The organism is Cupriavidus yeoncheonensis, assembly GCF_905397275.1.
Lineage (GTDB): Bacteria > Pseudomonadota > Gammaproteobacteria > Burkholderiales > Burkholderiaceae > Cupriavidus > Cupriavidus yeoncheonensis.
Map to the genome: position 1 here is coordinate 374040 of NZ_CAJPUY010000001.1, position 13655 is coordinate 387694.

General features: G+C 65.6%; 13 protein-coding genes. 11 read left to right on the forward strand and 2 right to left on the reverse strand.

Features of this window, described 5'->3' with window-relative positions:
* The first annotated feature begins 115 nt into the window (after window positions 1-115).
* The 5 genes from phaZ (at window position 116) to KHO22_RS01825 (ending at window position 5541) form a co-directional block, all read left to right on the forward strand.
* Window positions 116-958, forward strand: coding sequence for a poly(3-hydroxyalkanoate) depolymerase (phaZ, locus tag KHO22_RS01805; RefSeq protein ID WP_211945366.1), 843 nt, complete (start codon window positions 116-118; stop codon window positions 956-958).
* Window positions 955-2256, forward strand: a complete 1302-nt coding sequence (locus KHO22_RS01810) for a DUF445 domain-containing protein (RefSeq protein WP_230426704.1) — start codon at window positions 955-957, stop codon at window positions 2254-2256. Before phaZ ends, KHO22_RS01810 begins: the two co-directional genes overlap by 4 nt.
* A gap of 213 nt (window positions 2257-2469) precedes the next feature.
* Window positions 2470-3303, forward strand: coding sequence for a polyphosphate kinase 2 (gene ppk2 / locus KHO22_RS01815; RefSeq protein WP_211945367.1), 834 nt, complete (start codon window positions 2470-2472; stop codon window positions 3301-3303).
* Window positions 3304-3503: 200 nt separating this feature from the next.
* Window positions 3504-5336 (forward strand): SulP family inorganic anion transporter, encoded by a 1833-nt coding sequence (locus KHO22_RS01820; RefSeq protein ID WP_211945368.1) that lies wholly within the window; start codon window positions 3504-3506, stop codon window positions 5334-5336.
* Window positions 5287-5541, forward strand: a complete 255-nt coding sequence (locus KHO22_RS01825) for an RNA-binding protein (RefSeq protein ID WP_211945369.1) — start codon at window positions 5287-5289, stop codon at window positions 5539-5541. The genes KHO22_RS01820 and KHO22_RS01825 overlap by 50 nt, the downstream gene beginning before the upstream one ends.
* A gap of 25 nt (window positions 5542-5566) precedes the next feature.
* On the opposite strand, the gene KHO22_RS01830 is transcribed toward KHO22_RS01825, so the two are convergent.
* A complete protein-coding gene (locus KHO22_RS01830) occupies window positions 5567-6541 on the reverse strand; it encodes a LysR family transcriptional regulator (protein ID WP_211945370.1) in 975 nt (324 codons plus the stop codon).
* 150 nt (window positions 6542-6691) lie between these two features.
* Between KHO22_RS01830 and KHO22_RS01835 the strand changes: the two genes are divergently transcribed.
* The 4 genes from KHO22_RS01835 to KHO22_RS01850 all read left to right on the forward strand — a co-directional run bounded on the left by KHO22_RS01835 (window position 6692) and on the right by KHO22_RS01850 (window position 11102).
* Window positions 6692-8236: an acetolactate synthase large subunit gene (locus tag KHO22_RS01835; protein WP_211945371.1), complete on the forward strand. Its 1545-nt coding sequence runs from the start codon at window positions 6692-6694 to the stop codon at window positions 8234-8236.
* 169 nt (window positions 8237-8405) lie between these two features.
* Complete coding sequence (locus KHO22_RS01840) at window positions 8406-9845, forward strand: coniferyl aldehyde dehydrogenase (protein WP_211945372.1); 1440 nt, start codon at window positions 8406-8408, stop codon at window positions 9843-9845.
* 29 nt (window positions 9846-9874) lie between these two features.
* Complete coding sequence (locus KHO22_RS01845; RefSeq protein ID WP_211945373.1) at window positions 9875-10270, forward strand: tautomerase family protein; 396 nt, start codon at window positions 9875-9877, stop codon at window positions 10268-10270.
* Window positions 10271-10310: 40 nt separating this feature from the next.
* Window positions 10311-11102 (forward strand): acetoacetate decarboxylase family protein, encoded by a 792-nt coding sequence (locus tag KHO22_RS01850; protein ID WP_211945374.1) that lies wholly within the window; start codon window positions 10311-10313, stop codon window positions 11100-11102.
* Between the two features lie 126 nt (window positions 11103-11228).
* Here KHO22_RS01850 and KHO22_RS01855 read toward each other — a convergent pair whose 3' ends face one another.
* Window positions 11229-12143, reverse strand: a complete 915-nt coding sequence (locus KHO22_RS01855; RefSeq protein ID WP_211945484.1) for a LysR family transcriptional regulator — start codon at window positions 12141-12143, stop codon at window positions 11229-11231.
* A gap of 148 nt (window positions 12144-12291) precedes the next feature.
* On the opposite strand from KHO22_RS01855, the gene KHO22_RS01860 reads away from it, so the two are divergent.
* Window positions 12292-12660 carry a nuclear transport factor 2 family protein gene (locus KHO22_RS01860; RefSeq protein WP_230426705.1) on the forward strand — a complete coding sequence of 123 codons (369 nt, stop codon included), beginning with the start codon at window positions 12292-12294 and terminating at the stop codon, window positions 12658-12660.
* 265 nt (window positions 12661-12925) lie between these two features.
* Complete coding sequence (locus KHO22_RS01865; RefSeq protein ID WP_211945375.1) at window positions 12926-13558, forward strand: malonic semialdehyde reductase; 633 nt, start codon at window positions 12926-12928, stop codon at window positions 13556-13558.
* Window positions 13559-13655: the final 97 nt, after the last annotated feature.

The window sequence follows — 13655 nt, forward strand, 5'->3', positions numbered from 1 at the left end:
TGACGCTTTGACGGCGAGGAACTGACGTCGCTCGTCAAGCCCGCGCAATCATTGCGCGTTACCATGCGTACATGCCGGCGCTCGATCACAGGCCGCCGGCGTCGACGAAAACCGGATGTCTCAAGCTGAACGCCACACCAGGACCGGCAGCACCATGGAAATCCGCACCATCGATCTGGAAGGCAGGACCCTGCGCATCGGCATCCGCCGCGGTAGCAACGCGGGCCCGCCCCTGCTGCTTTTCAACGGCATCGGCGCCAACCTCGAACTGGTCGAGCCCTTCATCGCGGCGCTCGACGACTTCGAGATCATCGTCTTCGATATTCCCGGCGTGGGCGGATCGCCTGCGCCGGTCGTGCCCTATCGCTTCTCCACGCTGAGCGCGATGGCGGACAAGCTGCTGACACGGCTCGGCTACAGCGGCCCGGTCGACGTGCTCGGCGTCTCGTGGGGCGGCGCGCTGGCGCAGCAATTCGCGCACCTGTACCCCGAACGCTGCCGGCGGCTGATGCTGGCGGCGACGTCGCCGGGCGTGATCATGGTGCCTGCCAGGCTTTCCGTGCTGGCCAAGCTCCTCGGGCCCCGGCGCTACACCGACCCGGCCTACCTTGAGCGCGTCGGCGGCGACCTCTACGGCGGCACCTACCGGCACGATCCGGCCTTGCTGCGCGAACATAGCCGGCATATCCATCCACCCCGCGGCCGGGGCTATGTCTACCAGCTGCTCGCCGCCTGGGGCTGGAGCAGCCTGCCCTGGCTTGGCGCGTTGCGCCAGCCCACGCTCGTCATGCATGGGAGCGACGATCCGATCGTACCGCTGGCCAATGCCAAGATCCTGGCCGCACGCATCCCGAAAGCCAGGCTCCATGTGATCGACGACGGCCACCTGTTCCTGATCGCGCGCGCTGCGGAGGTCGCACCGGTCATCCGCAGGTTCCTGCAACAGGAGTCGCATTGAGTTTCCTTGCGGATGACGACACCGGCCCGCCGCGCACCGCGCCCGACCTGACCGCCAGCCCGGGGCAGACCGGGCTGCGGCGCATGCGCCGTGCGGCCACCGCCATCCTTGCCGGCATGCTGGGGCTGCTGGTGCTCAGCGCGCTGGGGCAGGCCCGCTATCCATCACTCGCCCCCTGGCTCGGCTGGGTGCGCGCCTTTGCCGAAGCGGGCACCGTCGGCGCCGTGGCCGACTGGTATGCGGTGGTGGCCTTGTTCCGCCACCCCTTCGGCCTGCCGGTCCCGCATACGGCCATTATTCCGCGCAACCAGATGCGCATCGCCGAGAGCCTGGGCAGTTTTGTCGAGCGGAACTTCCTGTCACCCGAACTGATTGTCGACCGGCTCCGTACGCACAACACGGCACAAGTCGCGGCCGGCTGGCTGGCCAGTCCCGCCAACAGCCGCGCGCTGGCGGACCCGCTGGTGGATTCCTTGCCCGCCCTGCTGAAGGTACTGGACGACGACAACGTTGCCCGCCTGTTCGAGCGCAGCGCCCTGCCCTGGCTTCGCACGCTGGACGTGTCCGCGCTGGCCGGCAACCTGCTGCAGGTACTGACCGAAAGACAGCGGCACCAGCCGCTGCTCGATCGCGGCCTGCGCGGCGCGGAACAATGGCTCACGGCGAATGCCGGCCTGCTGCAGGCCAAGTTCAGCGAGGCGTCGCGCTACACGCCGGTCCGGCTCGATGCCTATATCGTCAACAAGTTCATCCAGGGCGTGATCGCGCTCCTGCATGAAGTGCGCTCCGCCCCCGACCACCCGCTGCGTCGGCAGCTCGACGACGCCATGCAGGAACTGATCGTCCGGCTGCGCACGTCCGAGCGCTACCGCCGCACGGGCCGGACGTGGATGCGCGACTGCATCCGCCACCTGAAGCGCGAGGACAGCTATCGCGTGCTGTGGCAGCGCCTGCGCAGCTGGCTCAATGCCGAGGCCGTGCGCGAGGACTCCTGGATGCGCGCCATGGTCGCCGACATGCTGGCCTCGCTGGGCGCGAGCGTGCGCGACGATCCGGCCCAGCAGGACAGGCTCAATGCATGGTGGCTGCAGCTTGTCCGTGCGGCCGTCATCCGCTATCGCCACCAGGTGCCTGCGCTGATCACCGAAGTGGTGAAGAGCTGGGACCCCGACGAAATCACCGGGAAGATCGAGGCGGAAATCGGCCGCGACCTGCAGTTCATCCGTATCAACGGCACGATCGTCGGCGGCACGGTCGGTGTGCTGCTCCACGCCGCCTTGCTGTGGCTTGCGCCCTGAACTGAGCCGAAGCGCGGAAACTCCACCCGCGTCCGCAACGTCATGCCGGCCTCCGGGAAGCGCAACAGCCGCAACAGGCGGCCGGATAGCGACGCCATGTCGACCCGGCATCACAAGGCGCGACGAGGTGTGACAGCCATTTGACTCTCCGAATCCCGGCGACCACACTGCAAACGCGCCTTCACAAGTCACCATGTCTCAGGGGGGACCGCCATGCCCAAGGGAAAGGAAAAGACCGGCCACGACGCGCAGCATGATCCCGGCGATCACAAGGCCCCGATGTCTTTCAAGGAATACAGCAAGGAATTGCTTCCGTTGCATGTGGAACTGGTCAGGCTGCAGGAGTGGGTGGTGCAAACCGGCGCCAAGGTCTGCATCGTGTTTGAAGGCCGCGATGGCGCGGGCAAAGGCGGCGTCATCAAGGCGCTCACCGAACGCGTGAGCCCGCGGGTGTTCCGGGTCGTCGCACTGCCGGCCCCCACCGAGCGCGAGAAGAGCCAGATGTACGTGCAACGCTACCTGCCCCACCTTCCGGCCGCCGGCGAAATCGTGATCTTCGACCGCAGCTGGTACAACCGGGCCGGCGTCGAGCGGGTCATGGGCTTCTGCACGGAAGAGCAGGTCGAGTCCTTCCTGAGAGCCGTGCCACTGGTCGAGCAGGCGATCATCCATTCCGGCATCGTGCTCATCAAGTATTGGCTGGAAGTCAGCCAGGCGGAGCAGACGCGCCGGCTGGAAGGACGTGTCCACGATGGCCGCAAGCTGTGGAAGCTCTCCGATATGGACCTGAAGTCCTACAGCCGATGGTACGACTACTCGCGCGCCCGCGATGCCATGTTCCGGGCCACCGACACCGAGTACGCGCCCTGGCACGTGGTCGATTCGAACGACAAGCAAAGGGCGCGGCTCAACGTCATTGCCGACCTGCTCAACCGTATTCCTTACGAATCGCTGCCGCGCAAGGAGGTGAAGCTGCCCAAGCGGCAAAAGCCCGAGGGCTATGAGGAGCCGGCCTACCCCTACCGGCGCGTAGCGCAGCGGTACTAGTGTCCTGAATTACAAGTTCGTTGCATAAGTCCGCCGATAAGGCGCACGATCCGTCGTCGCGAATGCTCGCAAGGCTCCAGCCTTGCTGCGCTTCACTCCTGGGCTCGCACGCCTTCTCGACAGACATATTTCTGCAACGAACTTACAACCCAGGACACTAACGCCACATCCCGAATTTCCGGACAGGAAGGCCTTCAGCCATGCCGCACAACGCGCGACACCACCCGCAGAACCGCTCGCACGGACGGCTTCATGCGCGCCGCCAGGCGCGCGGCGCCGCGAGCCTGGCCATGGTCCTGCCGGGCTGGCTGCCCGGCTACCGCAAGGAATGGGCGGCGCCGGACGTGATCGCGGGCCTGACCGTCGCCGCCGTGGTCATTCCCAAGGCCCTGGCCTATGCCACGATCGCCGGACTGCCCGTCCAGGTCGGTCTCTACACGGCTTTCGCCCCGATGCTGGTCTACGCCTTGCTCGGCAGGTCGCGCACACTCAGCGTCAGCACGACCACCACGCTGGCGATCCTGGTCGCGGCATCCTTCGCCAGCCTGGGCCCAAGCCCCGACGCGTCGACACTGGTGACGGCATCGGCAACGATGACGTTCCTGGTCGGTGCCATCCTGATCGCCGCGCGGCTGCTTCGGCTTGGCTTTGTCGCCGACTTCATCTCCGAGCCGGTGCTGATCGGCTTCAAGGCGGGGATCGGCGTTGTCATCGTGATCGACCAGATCCCGAAGCTGCTCGGCATCCATTTCCAGAAAGGATCGTTCATCCATAATCTGCTGGGCATTGTCCAGGGCATTCCGCATGCCTCGCTGACGACCGCTGCCGTGGGCATTGCGATGGTCGCCATCCTGCTGGCCATGGAACACTGGCTCCCGCGCGCGCCTGCCCCGTTGATCGCGGTGGCCGTGGGTATCGCCGGGGTGGCGCTCCTCGACCTTCCCACCCTGGGCGTGGAGATCGTCGGCAAGGTGCCGACCGGACTGCCGCCGCTGACGCTGCCAGATGTGGACATGATGCAGCGGCTATGGCCCGGCGCGCTTGGCGTGGCGCTGATGAGCTTTACCGAGAGCATCGCCGCCGGGCGCGCGTTCGCGCAAAGCGGGGAGTTGCCTCCCCCGGCGAACCGGGAGCTGATGGCGACAGGGCTGGCGAATCTCGCGGGCGCCTTCGCCGGGGCGATGGCAGCCGGTGGCGGGACCACGCAGACCGCGGTCAACCAGATGGCCGGCGCGCGAACGCAGCTCGCCGGCCTGGTCACCGCGCTGGCTTCACTGGGCACGATGCTGGTGCTCGCGCCCCTGGTGGGATTGATGCCGGAAGCGACCCTGGCCGCCGTGGTCATCGTCTATTCGGTCACGCTGATCAAGCCGGCTGATTTCCGCACGGTCTTGCGCGTGCGGCGCACCGAATTCAGCTGGGCGCTGATCGCCATGGCTGGCGTCGTCGTGCTCGGCACGCTGCAGGGCATCGTCGTGGCCATCCTCGCGTCCATGCTGGCCCTGGCCTACCAGACCTCCGACCCGCCGGTGTATGTACTGGCCCGCAAGCCCGGGACCAATGTGTTCCGTCCGCGTTCGGACGAGCACCCCGATGACGAGACGCTTCCGGGCCTGCTCATGCTGCGCCCCGAGGGACGGGTCTACTTCGCGAATGCACGGCGCGTCGGTCACAAGCTGCGCGTCCTGGTCGCCGAATCCGGTCCACGCGTACTGGCCCTGGACCTGGCGGGCGTCTCGGACCTCGAGTACACCGCCCTGCATATGCTCATCGACGCGGAAAGACGCTTGCGCGAGGAAGCTGGTGTCATGCTATGGCTGGTCGGCCTGAACCCGGATGTGCTGGAAATGGTCCAGCGCTCCCGGCTCGGCGAGACGCTTACGCACGAGAGGATGTTCTTCACGCTTGACCTTGCGGTCGCCAGATACGAGGCAGGCGGCATCCATCCGCCCGCGGGTCCCACAACCGATGCAAGAGGCAACCATGTCACGACTGCTACTGACGAATATCGAACCCGAAACGACGGACGATGAGGTCCGCGCCTTCCTGCACAAGTACGGCCTTCCGCCGAGCGATGCCATCGAACAGGTGCCCGGCGACGGCACGCGTCCGTCGGTCATCCTCGATTTCCCTGAACTGGACGCGGAGACGCTGCATAAGTACGCGGAGCGCATCAACCACATGTTCTGGAAGAGCCGCGAGCTCTCCGCGCAGGTGCTGACCGAGCGCTTCTCCTGAGCGCTGTCCGGCCGCGGTCCACGGATTACACGGGCCGCGCTTTGCGCCGCGCAGGGCTTGCTTTGCCGCCGGAGCTGCTGGCGTCTCTCTCCAGCGCGGCCGGCAATTCCGACTTCAGGAGTTCGATCCACGTCCGTACCTTCGCTTCGAGGAACTTTCGGGACGGCATGAGCAGGTAAACGCCAATCGCCGGCGAACGCCACTGTGGCAATACGATCGCGAGCTCGCCATTGCGAACGCGGTCCACGGCCGAGAACAGCGGCAGCATCGCGATGCCGAGTCCGCTGCACGCGGCGTGGAGCACGACTTCCGGGTTGTCGCCGACCAGCGGCCCGGTTGGATCCAGCATGACAGTGCGCTTGCCATTGGTCATCGCCCATTGAGGCGTCGTGGACGGGTTGGCGATGCGCAGGCACGCGTGATCCGCCAGTTCCTCGACGGACCTCGGGATCCCACGTTGATCGAGATAGCCCGGTGCGGCGCAAAGCACACCATGGGTCTCCCCAAGCCGCTGCGCCACCAGGTTCGAATCGGGCAGGCGCTGCGCCAGGTAAACGCTGACGTCCACGCCTTCCGCGATCAGGTCCGGCGCGTGCTGTGACGTGCTGTACTCCACCATCACCTTCGGATACATCGCGCAGTACTTCGATACGAGCGGCACCACGTAACGATCACCGAATGCCGCCATGCAGCGCACCCTGAGCCGTCCGCTCGGCTCGACGTGGGCGCCCCCCACCCCACTTTCGGCCTCCGTCACAAGATCCAGGATGCTCCGGCACTGGTTGGCATACCGCTCGCCGACGCTGGTCAGCATCAGGCGCCGGGTCGTCCGTTGCAGCAGCTTGGCCTGCAGCCGCTTTTCCAGCTCGGAAACGAGCCGGGAGACCTGCGCCGTGGTCAGCGCCATCTGGGAAGCCGCCGCCGTGAAGCTGCCCGCATCGACGACGCGCAGAAACGCCGTCATCGCATGGAGCAATCCGTAGTCGAGATTTTTACGCATCACGTAACAGTGTTTCTGAACCGATTGTATTTTTACATCGAATAGGAATTTCTACTATCAACCCGTGCTCGGTTGCACGACCTCATCGCCCCAAGTCAAAGCGCGGCGCGGGAGGGTCCGGAAGATGGTTTCGCTTTCGAGGTATCAAACATGAACGGTGCGGAAAGTCTGTTGCGTTCGCTGGTCGCCAGCGGCGTGGAAGTGTGTTTTGGCAATCCCGGTACGTCCGAGATGCATTTTGTGGCGGCGCTCGATGCGGTGGACGGCATGCGCCCCGTCCTTGGCCTGTTCGAAGGCGTCGTCACCGGCGCGGCCGACGGCTACGGACGCATGGCGGGCAAGCCTGCTGCCACCCTGCTCCACCTCGGCCCCGGACTGGCCAATGGCCTGGCCAACCTGCACAACGCGCGACGCGCGTCGAGTCCGGTCGTCAACATCGTCGGAGACCATGCGGCCTCCCATTCGCGCTATGAAAGTCCGCTGACCTCGGACATCAAGGGATTCGCGCGTCCGGTATCGCAATGGATTCATTCGTCCGCGAGTGCGCTGACGGTTGGCGCCGATGCGGCACGCGCCGTGCAGGCATCGCTGGAAGGGCCTGGCCAGATCGCCACGCTGATCTTGCCGGCGGATACAGCATGGAGCCAGGCCGATAGCGTGGCAGCACCGCTGCCCCGGCCGAGCCTCGCACCGGTCAACGAAGACACTATCGCGCATGTCGCCTCGCTCGTACAAGGCGGCGTCAGGACAGCGATCCTGCTGCGCGGCGACGCCTTGCACGAACGGGGCCTGCGGGCAGCGGGCAAGATCGCGGCGAAGACCGGGGCGCGCCTGCTTTCCGATACCTTTGCCCCGCGGCTGCAGCGCGGCGCCGGACGCGTGCCGGTGGAACGCCTGCCGTACTTCGCCGAGCAGGTGGTCGACTTTCTGGCCGGCACCGAGCTGATCGTCATGGTCGGCGCGCAAGCGCCGGTCAGCTTCTTTGCCTACCCCGACAAGCCGAGCTGGCTGACGCCCGAAGGCTGCCGGCTGGCGGTCCTGTCCCATCCGCACGAGGACGGTACGGGCGCACTGGAAGCCCTGGCCGAAGCGCTCGGCGCGCAGGATGCCATCGCCGGGCTCAGCGTGCGCAAATCGTTCGAGCGCCCTGCGATCGGCCCGCTGACCGCCGAGTCGATCATGCGCAGCGTTGCCAGACACCTGCCCGAGCACGCCATCATCACGGAGGAATCGGGCCTGGCCATGGCGTACTACGGCCTGACCGAATCGGCCGCGCCGCACGATTTCCTGACACTTTCGGGCGGCGCCATCGGCAGCGCGATGGCCGTGTCGATTGGCGCCGGCATCGCATGTCCGGATCGCAAGGTCGTGAACCTGCTTGGCGATGGCGGCGCCATGTACACGGTGCAGTCACTGTGGACGCAAGCGCGCGAGAACATCGACGTCGTCAATGTCATCTACGCGAACCGTGGCTACAAGATCCTCAACAACGAGCTGAAACGCGTCGGCGCCTCGCAGGATGGTGCGCGTGCCGCGTCGATGTTCGACCTGCAGGACCCATCGCTGGATTGGGTGGCACTGGCCAGGGGCATGGGCGTGGAAGCGGTCAGCGTGGCATCGGGCGAAGACTTTGATGCCGCTTTCGCCTCCGCGATGCAGCGCCGCGGGCCCATGCTCATCGAGGCACTGATCTGAGGGCGCGGCCCGGCGATCAGCCACCCTCAACCGACATACAGGGCGCCACTGCCATTCGGCTGCCCCCGATAACCCTTGGCACAGCGAGTCGCACCCTATCGGGCTGCCTGGCTTTGACGCAACGCGATGTCATGGGCATCGCGGCCAAGGAGACAGCTAAGGACACATCATGACAAGGCATTTTCGTTTGCCGGCGGAGCCGTCCGCCGATCAGATCCGTGCGCATCTCGCCGCGATGAAGCAAGCCCAGCTTGACGCCGGCCCGCCCGCCGCGGAACTGCGCAAGGACCGTCTCTCTCGCGCGATCGACCTGCTGCGCACCCACCAGGACGCACTCGTCGACGCACTCGACGCCGACTACAGCTGCCGCAGCCGTCAGCAGACCCTGCTCGCCGACATTCTCGCGCCGATAGAAAGCCTGCGGTTCAACCGCGACCACCTCGACGAATGGATGCGGGCCACCGATGCGCTGGAGCCCTACCCGGGCGCCACGGCGCGCGTCCGGTATCAGCCGCTCGGCGTGGTTGGCGTCATCAGCCCATGGAACTTCCCGATCGTGCTGGCGTTCGGCCCGATCGCCAGCGCCTTCGCCGCAGGCAACCGCGCGATCTTGAAGCCGTCCGAACTGACGCCACTGACGTCGGAACTCATGGCGGACCTGATTGCCCGCTACTTCGATGCGGACGAACTGACCACCGTGCTGGGTGGCGCCGGGACCGGCGCGGTATTCAGCGCACTGCCGTTCGATCATCTGGTCTTCACGGGCAGCACGCAGGTCGCCCATCACGTCATGCGCGCCGCCTCCGGCAACCTGGTGCCGGTCACGCTGGAACTGGGGGGCAAGTCCCCGGTGCTCATCGGCACGGGGGCCGACCTGCAGCGCGCCGCGGAGCGCGTCTTGACGGTCAAGACCTTCAATGCCGGGCAGATCTGCCTGTCCCCGGACTATGTGCTCGTGCACGAGCAGCACGCGGATGCCTTCGTGGCACAGGCAAAGGCCGCGGTTTCGCGGATGTATCCCACCATGCGCGGCAATCGCGACTACACGGCCATGGTCAATGCCAGGGGCTTCGAACGGCAGCTTGCGCTGGTCGATGACGCGCTCGCCAAAGGGGCGACCATCACCAGCCTGGCGCCGAGCGGCGAAGACCTGACCGATCCGGCAGCGCGCAAGATGGCACCAACCATCATCACGGGCGCTACCGATGCCATGCGCGTCATGCAGGAGGAGATCTTCGGCCCCGTGCTGCCAGTGGTCAGCTACCGGACCGTCGACGAGGCGATGGCCTACATCAATGCGCGCCCTCGCCCGCTTGCCACGTATTACTTTGGCGACGACTCGCAGGAGCAGGAACGGGTGGCCGCAGGGACGACCTCCGGCGCGCTCGTCATCAACGATGCCATGACCCACGTCTTCGTCGACGCCCTGCCCTTCGGCGGCGTGGGCGCCTCCGGCATGGGGCACTACCACGGCGTCTATGGCTTCCGGACGCTCAGCCATGCCAAGCCCGTCGTCTGCCAGAGCCCCGGTGGTGAATCGAACCTGCTGATGCGCGCGCCCTACCAGCCGGCATCGGAAGCGGTGATCAGCAGCCTGATTGCCGGCTGACCATTTGCCTCCACAGAAGAGAACCGATCATGCCCATGACCCACGTTTCCATGCGCAAAGGCCAGCCCGCGACATACCGTGCCGCGGTACTGGAAGGCATTCACGAGACCTTGCACAAATCGCTCGGCGTGCACCCCGACGCGTTCTTCATGACCGTCAGCGAGCATGAGGATGCGAACTTCCACGCCAATACGACGTATCCGTTCGCGCGCTCTGCTGACCTGCTGCTGATCCAGATCACGCTGACGGCCGGCAGGTCCGCCGAGGACAAGCAGCGTTTCTACCACGACCTCATCACCCGGCTTGAAGCCGAACCTGGCGTCAAGCCGGCCGACGTGTTCATCAACCTCATCGAAGTGCCCGGCGAGAACTGGTCGCCCGGAAACGGGCTTGCCGGCCGCAATCCTGCAACCGCCAGCGCCTGAGGCTGCGTCCATATCCGTTTTCCAGATCAAGGAGATCATCATGTCCCAACCCTATGCCGTTCCCCTCTCTCCCCGCGGCCTGTCGAGCATCGCGCCACCGCCTCCCTGGCACTATTCCGGCGATTTCCTGATCGTCGAGTTCTGGGCCGATCCCGCCGCCGCGGCTGCCGTGCTCCCCGCCGGCCTGACGCCGGACCCGCAATCCCCCGGCCACGCTACGGCCATCTTCGTCGACTGGCAATTCACGGGCGAGAATGACGAACTGCTGGACCCGGCGCGCTACCAGTACCGTGAATTCTTCATCCTGGTCGATGCGTTGCACGAAGGCCAAGCCGTGGCGTTCTGCCCGTACATTTTCGTCGACAACGATTCGGCGATGATGCGCGGACTGATCCAGGGCTTTCCGAAGCGACTCGGCGCCGTGCACCAGACCCGCACGTTTGCGGCGCCGAGCCTTGCCGCCGCGCCCGTGGCACCGGGTACGCGGTTTGCGGCCACGGCCTCCACCGCGGGCCAGCGCATCGCCCGCGCCGAAGTCAAGCTGACAGGCAAGGTCGACGACCCGTCCCGCGCCGGCCTCGGCGGACGTCCGATCGTCAATCTGCGCCATTTCCCACGGCTCGCCGCCGGCCAGCATGACAATCCGGCCGTCCACGAACTGGTGGTGTCGATCATGGACAATCCCAGGATCGCCGATGTATGGACCGGCGACGGCCAGCTCACTTTGCCGCTCGCCGAGGGCGAAGAGATTGCGGATCTGGCACCAGTACGTGTCGGTGCCGGCTTCCGGCTATCGATGTCCTATACGGTGACCGACCTCAAGACCCTGTAGGACACGCTGCGCCATCGGCAGGGATGCGGCTCATCGGTGTCCCTCCACTTAGAACCCATTTCAGAATGAGGAAGGGGACGCAAGGCGTTCAATGCAAGCGCGTTGGCCGCACCCTGCCGAATGCCATCAATTCGCGGCCCATTCTGCCGCTGTCAGCCGGTCGACAAGAAAGTCAGCCAGCACGCTCACCTTTGCCGGTCGCGCGCGCGCAGTCGGCGTAACGAAGTACAGGCCGCCTTCGGGGAGGCGCCAGTCGGTCAGGATCGGTTCAAGCAGGCCGTCGCGAAAGTGCTGCGCTGCCACGAATTCGGGCAGCTCGGTGATGGCGAGTCCGGCGATGACCGTCGGCAGCAATGCCTCCACGCTCGTACCCCGCAACGGGCCGGTGGGTGTCACCGCGCATTCCTCGCCGTTCCCGTGGGTAAAGCGCCAGGTATCGCGCTGGTTTCGGTTTGCGTAGGTCAGGCACTGGTGCGCGCCAAGTTCCCGGGGGTGCCGCGGACGGCCGCAGCGCGCCAGGTAGCCGGGCGACGCCACGACAAACCGGCGCACGTGCACGATGTGGCGCGCCACCAGTGACGAGTCTTCCATGACAGCGATGCGGAGCGCGGCGTCGAAGCCCGCGCCGATCAGGTCGGCATGGACATCCGCGAGATGGAGGTCCACGGAAACTTCCGGATAAGCCCGGAAAAACTCGGGCAACAGCGGTGCCACCCAGCGCGCGCCAAACGTGAGTGGCGCGGCGAGCTTGACGAGGCCGCGCGGCCGGCTCGAGGTCTCGCGGGCGAAATCCTCGACCTCCTCGGCATCGGCATAGATCCTCGCGGCCCGTTCGGCCAGCGCGTGGCCATAGTCCGTCAGTGCCAGGCGGCGTGAGGTCCGGTTGAACAGCCGACCGCCCAGCCGCTCTTCCAGGCGGGTCACGGCCCGGGACACCGTCGCCACCGAAACCCCCATGGCCGTGGCCGCCGCGGCGAACGAGCCTTCCTCGGCGACTTTCGCGAACATCGCCAGCCCTTCGAAATCCGGAAGCCTTGACATCATCAATTCTGCAACGATGGTTTTCAGTCATTTCTATTTCGCAAAGTAGCACTACGCCATAGATTTGTCTCATCCAACCTTTGTGATGCGTCGACTGGTGTGCGGCGGGCGCCGCTCCAGTTTGGCCACCCTGATTCAGGAGACAGCAATGACCATGACCCACAGCATTTCGACACTGCTGCAACGTAATCTGGACGTCTTCGGCGAGAACGATCCTGCCCGCCGGCGCGCCATGATCGATGAGTTCTATACCGAGGATTGCGTGTTCCACGACCCCAACAGCGGCATCCATCGTGGCCGCGACGAGATCGATCGGATCGCGGGCGCGATCAGGGCAACGCACCCCGACTTCCAGTACCAGCCAATTGCCGAACCCGAAGTGTCAGAGGATGGCGGGCGAATTCGGTGGGTATCGGGCCGCCCTGGCGAGGCACCAGCCTACGCCGGCACTGACTTTCTCATTGCCCGCGAAGGCCGTATCGCCGCTGTCTATTTGTTCTTCGACAAGCTGCCATAAGCGCGATACGCATCCCCCGCCAGTGGCGTGACAGGCGCCGCGCGCGAGCATTGCGAGCCACGCATTCTGATCTGACCTCTACCGAAACGCGTGCCCGTCGCCCCCCAGTACCGTGTTCGGCCAGTGGATTGCGCTCCCGGCACTTCCACGCCAACCCGATGCACGGCAATTCCCTCTGCGCGGCCATCGCCGCTGGCTATGCTAGACAGACGCGGCGAGCCATCCGGGCAGCCGCGTGGTCCCATTCCGTTACAAGGAGACAAGCATGAACAAGCGCTTGAGTGAGGAAGGCATGGATCTGCTCTTTCGCGAGGCACGCACGCACAACGCATGGCTGAACCAGCCCGTGAGCGACGAGACCCTGAGGCAGCTCTATGACCTGATGAAATGGGGCCCGACCAGCGCCAACTGCTCTCCCGCGCGGATACTGTTTCTGCGTACCCCCGAGGCCAAGCAGCGCCTGTTGCCCGCGCTGGCGCCGGGCAATGTGGAGAAGACCATGGCCGCGCCGGTCACCGCCATCATTGCCTTTGACATCAAGTTCTACGAACTTCTGCCCAAGCTGTTTCCACATGCGGATGCACGCTCGTGGTTCACCGACACGCCGGAGCTCGCGCTCACCACGGCGCGGCGGAACAGTTCCTTGCAGGGCGCGTACTTCATCATCGCCGCCCGTTCGCTGGGGCTCGACTGCGGGCCGATGTCGGGCTTCGACAATTCCAAGGTCGACCACGAGTTCTTTCCCGCGGACCCGAAGGCGAATACCTTTCAGCTCGAGTATTTCCCGGACAGCCATGTGAAAACAAACTTCCTCTGCAATCTCGGCTATGGCGACCCGGCAAAGCTGTTTCCGCGCAGCCCTCGCCTGGATTTCGACGAGGCATGCAAACTGCTTTGAATGCGCCCGTACCGATGTTCAATTCTTCGGTGACCGAGGCGGCCGATTTGCAGCAGTACCGGCATTTCACCGCACGCGCGGCTCGATCAGGTGCACG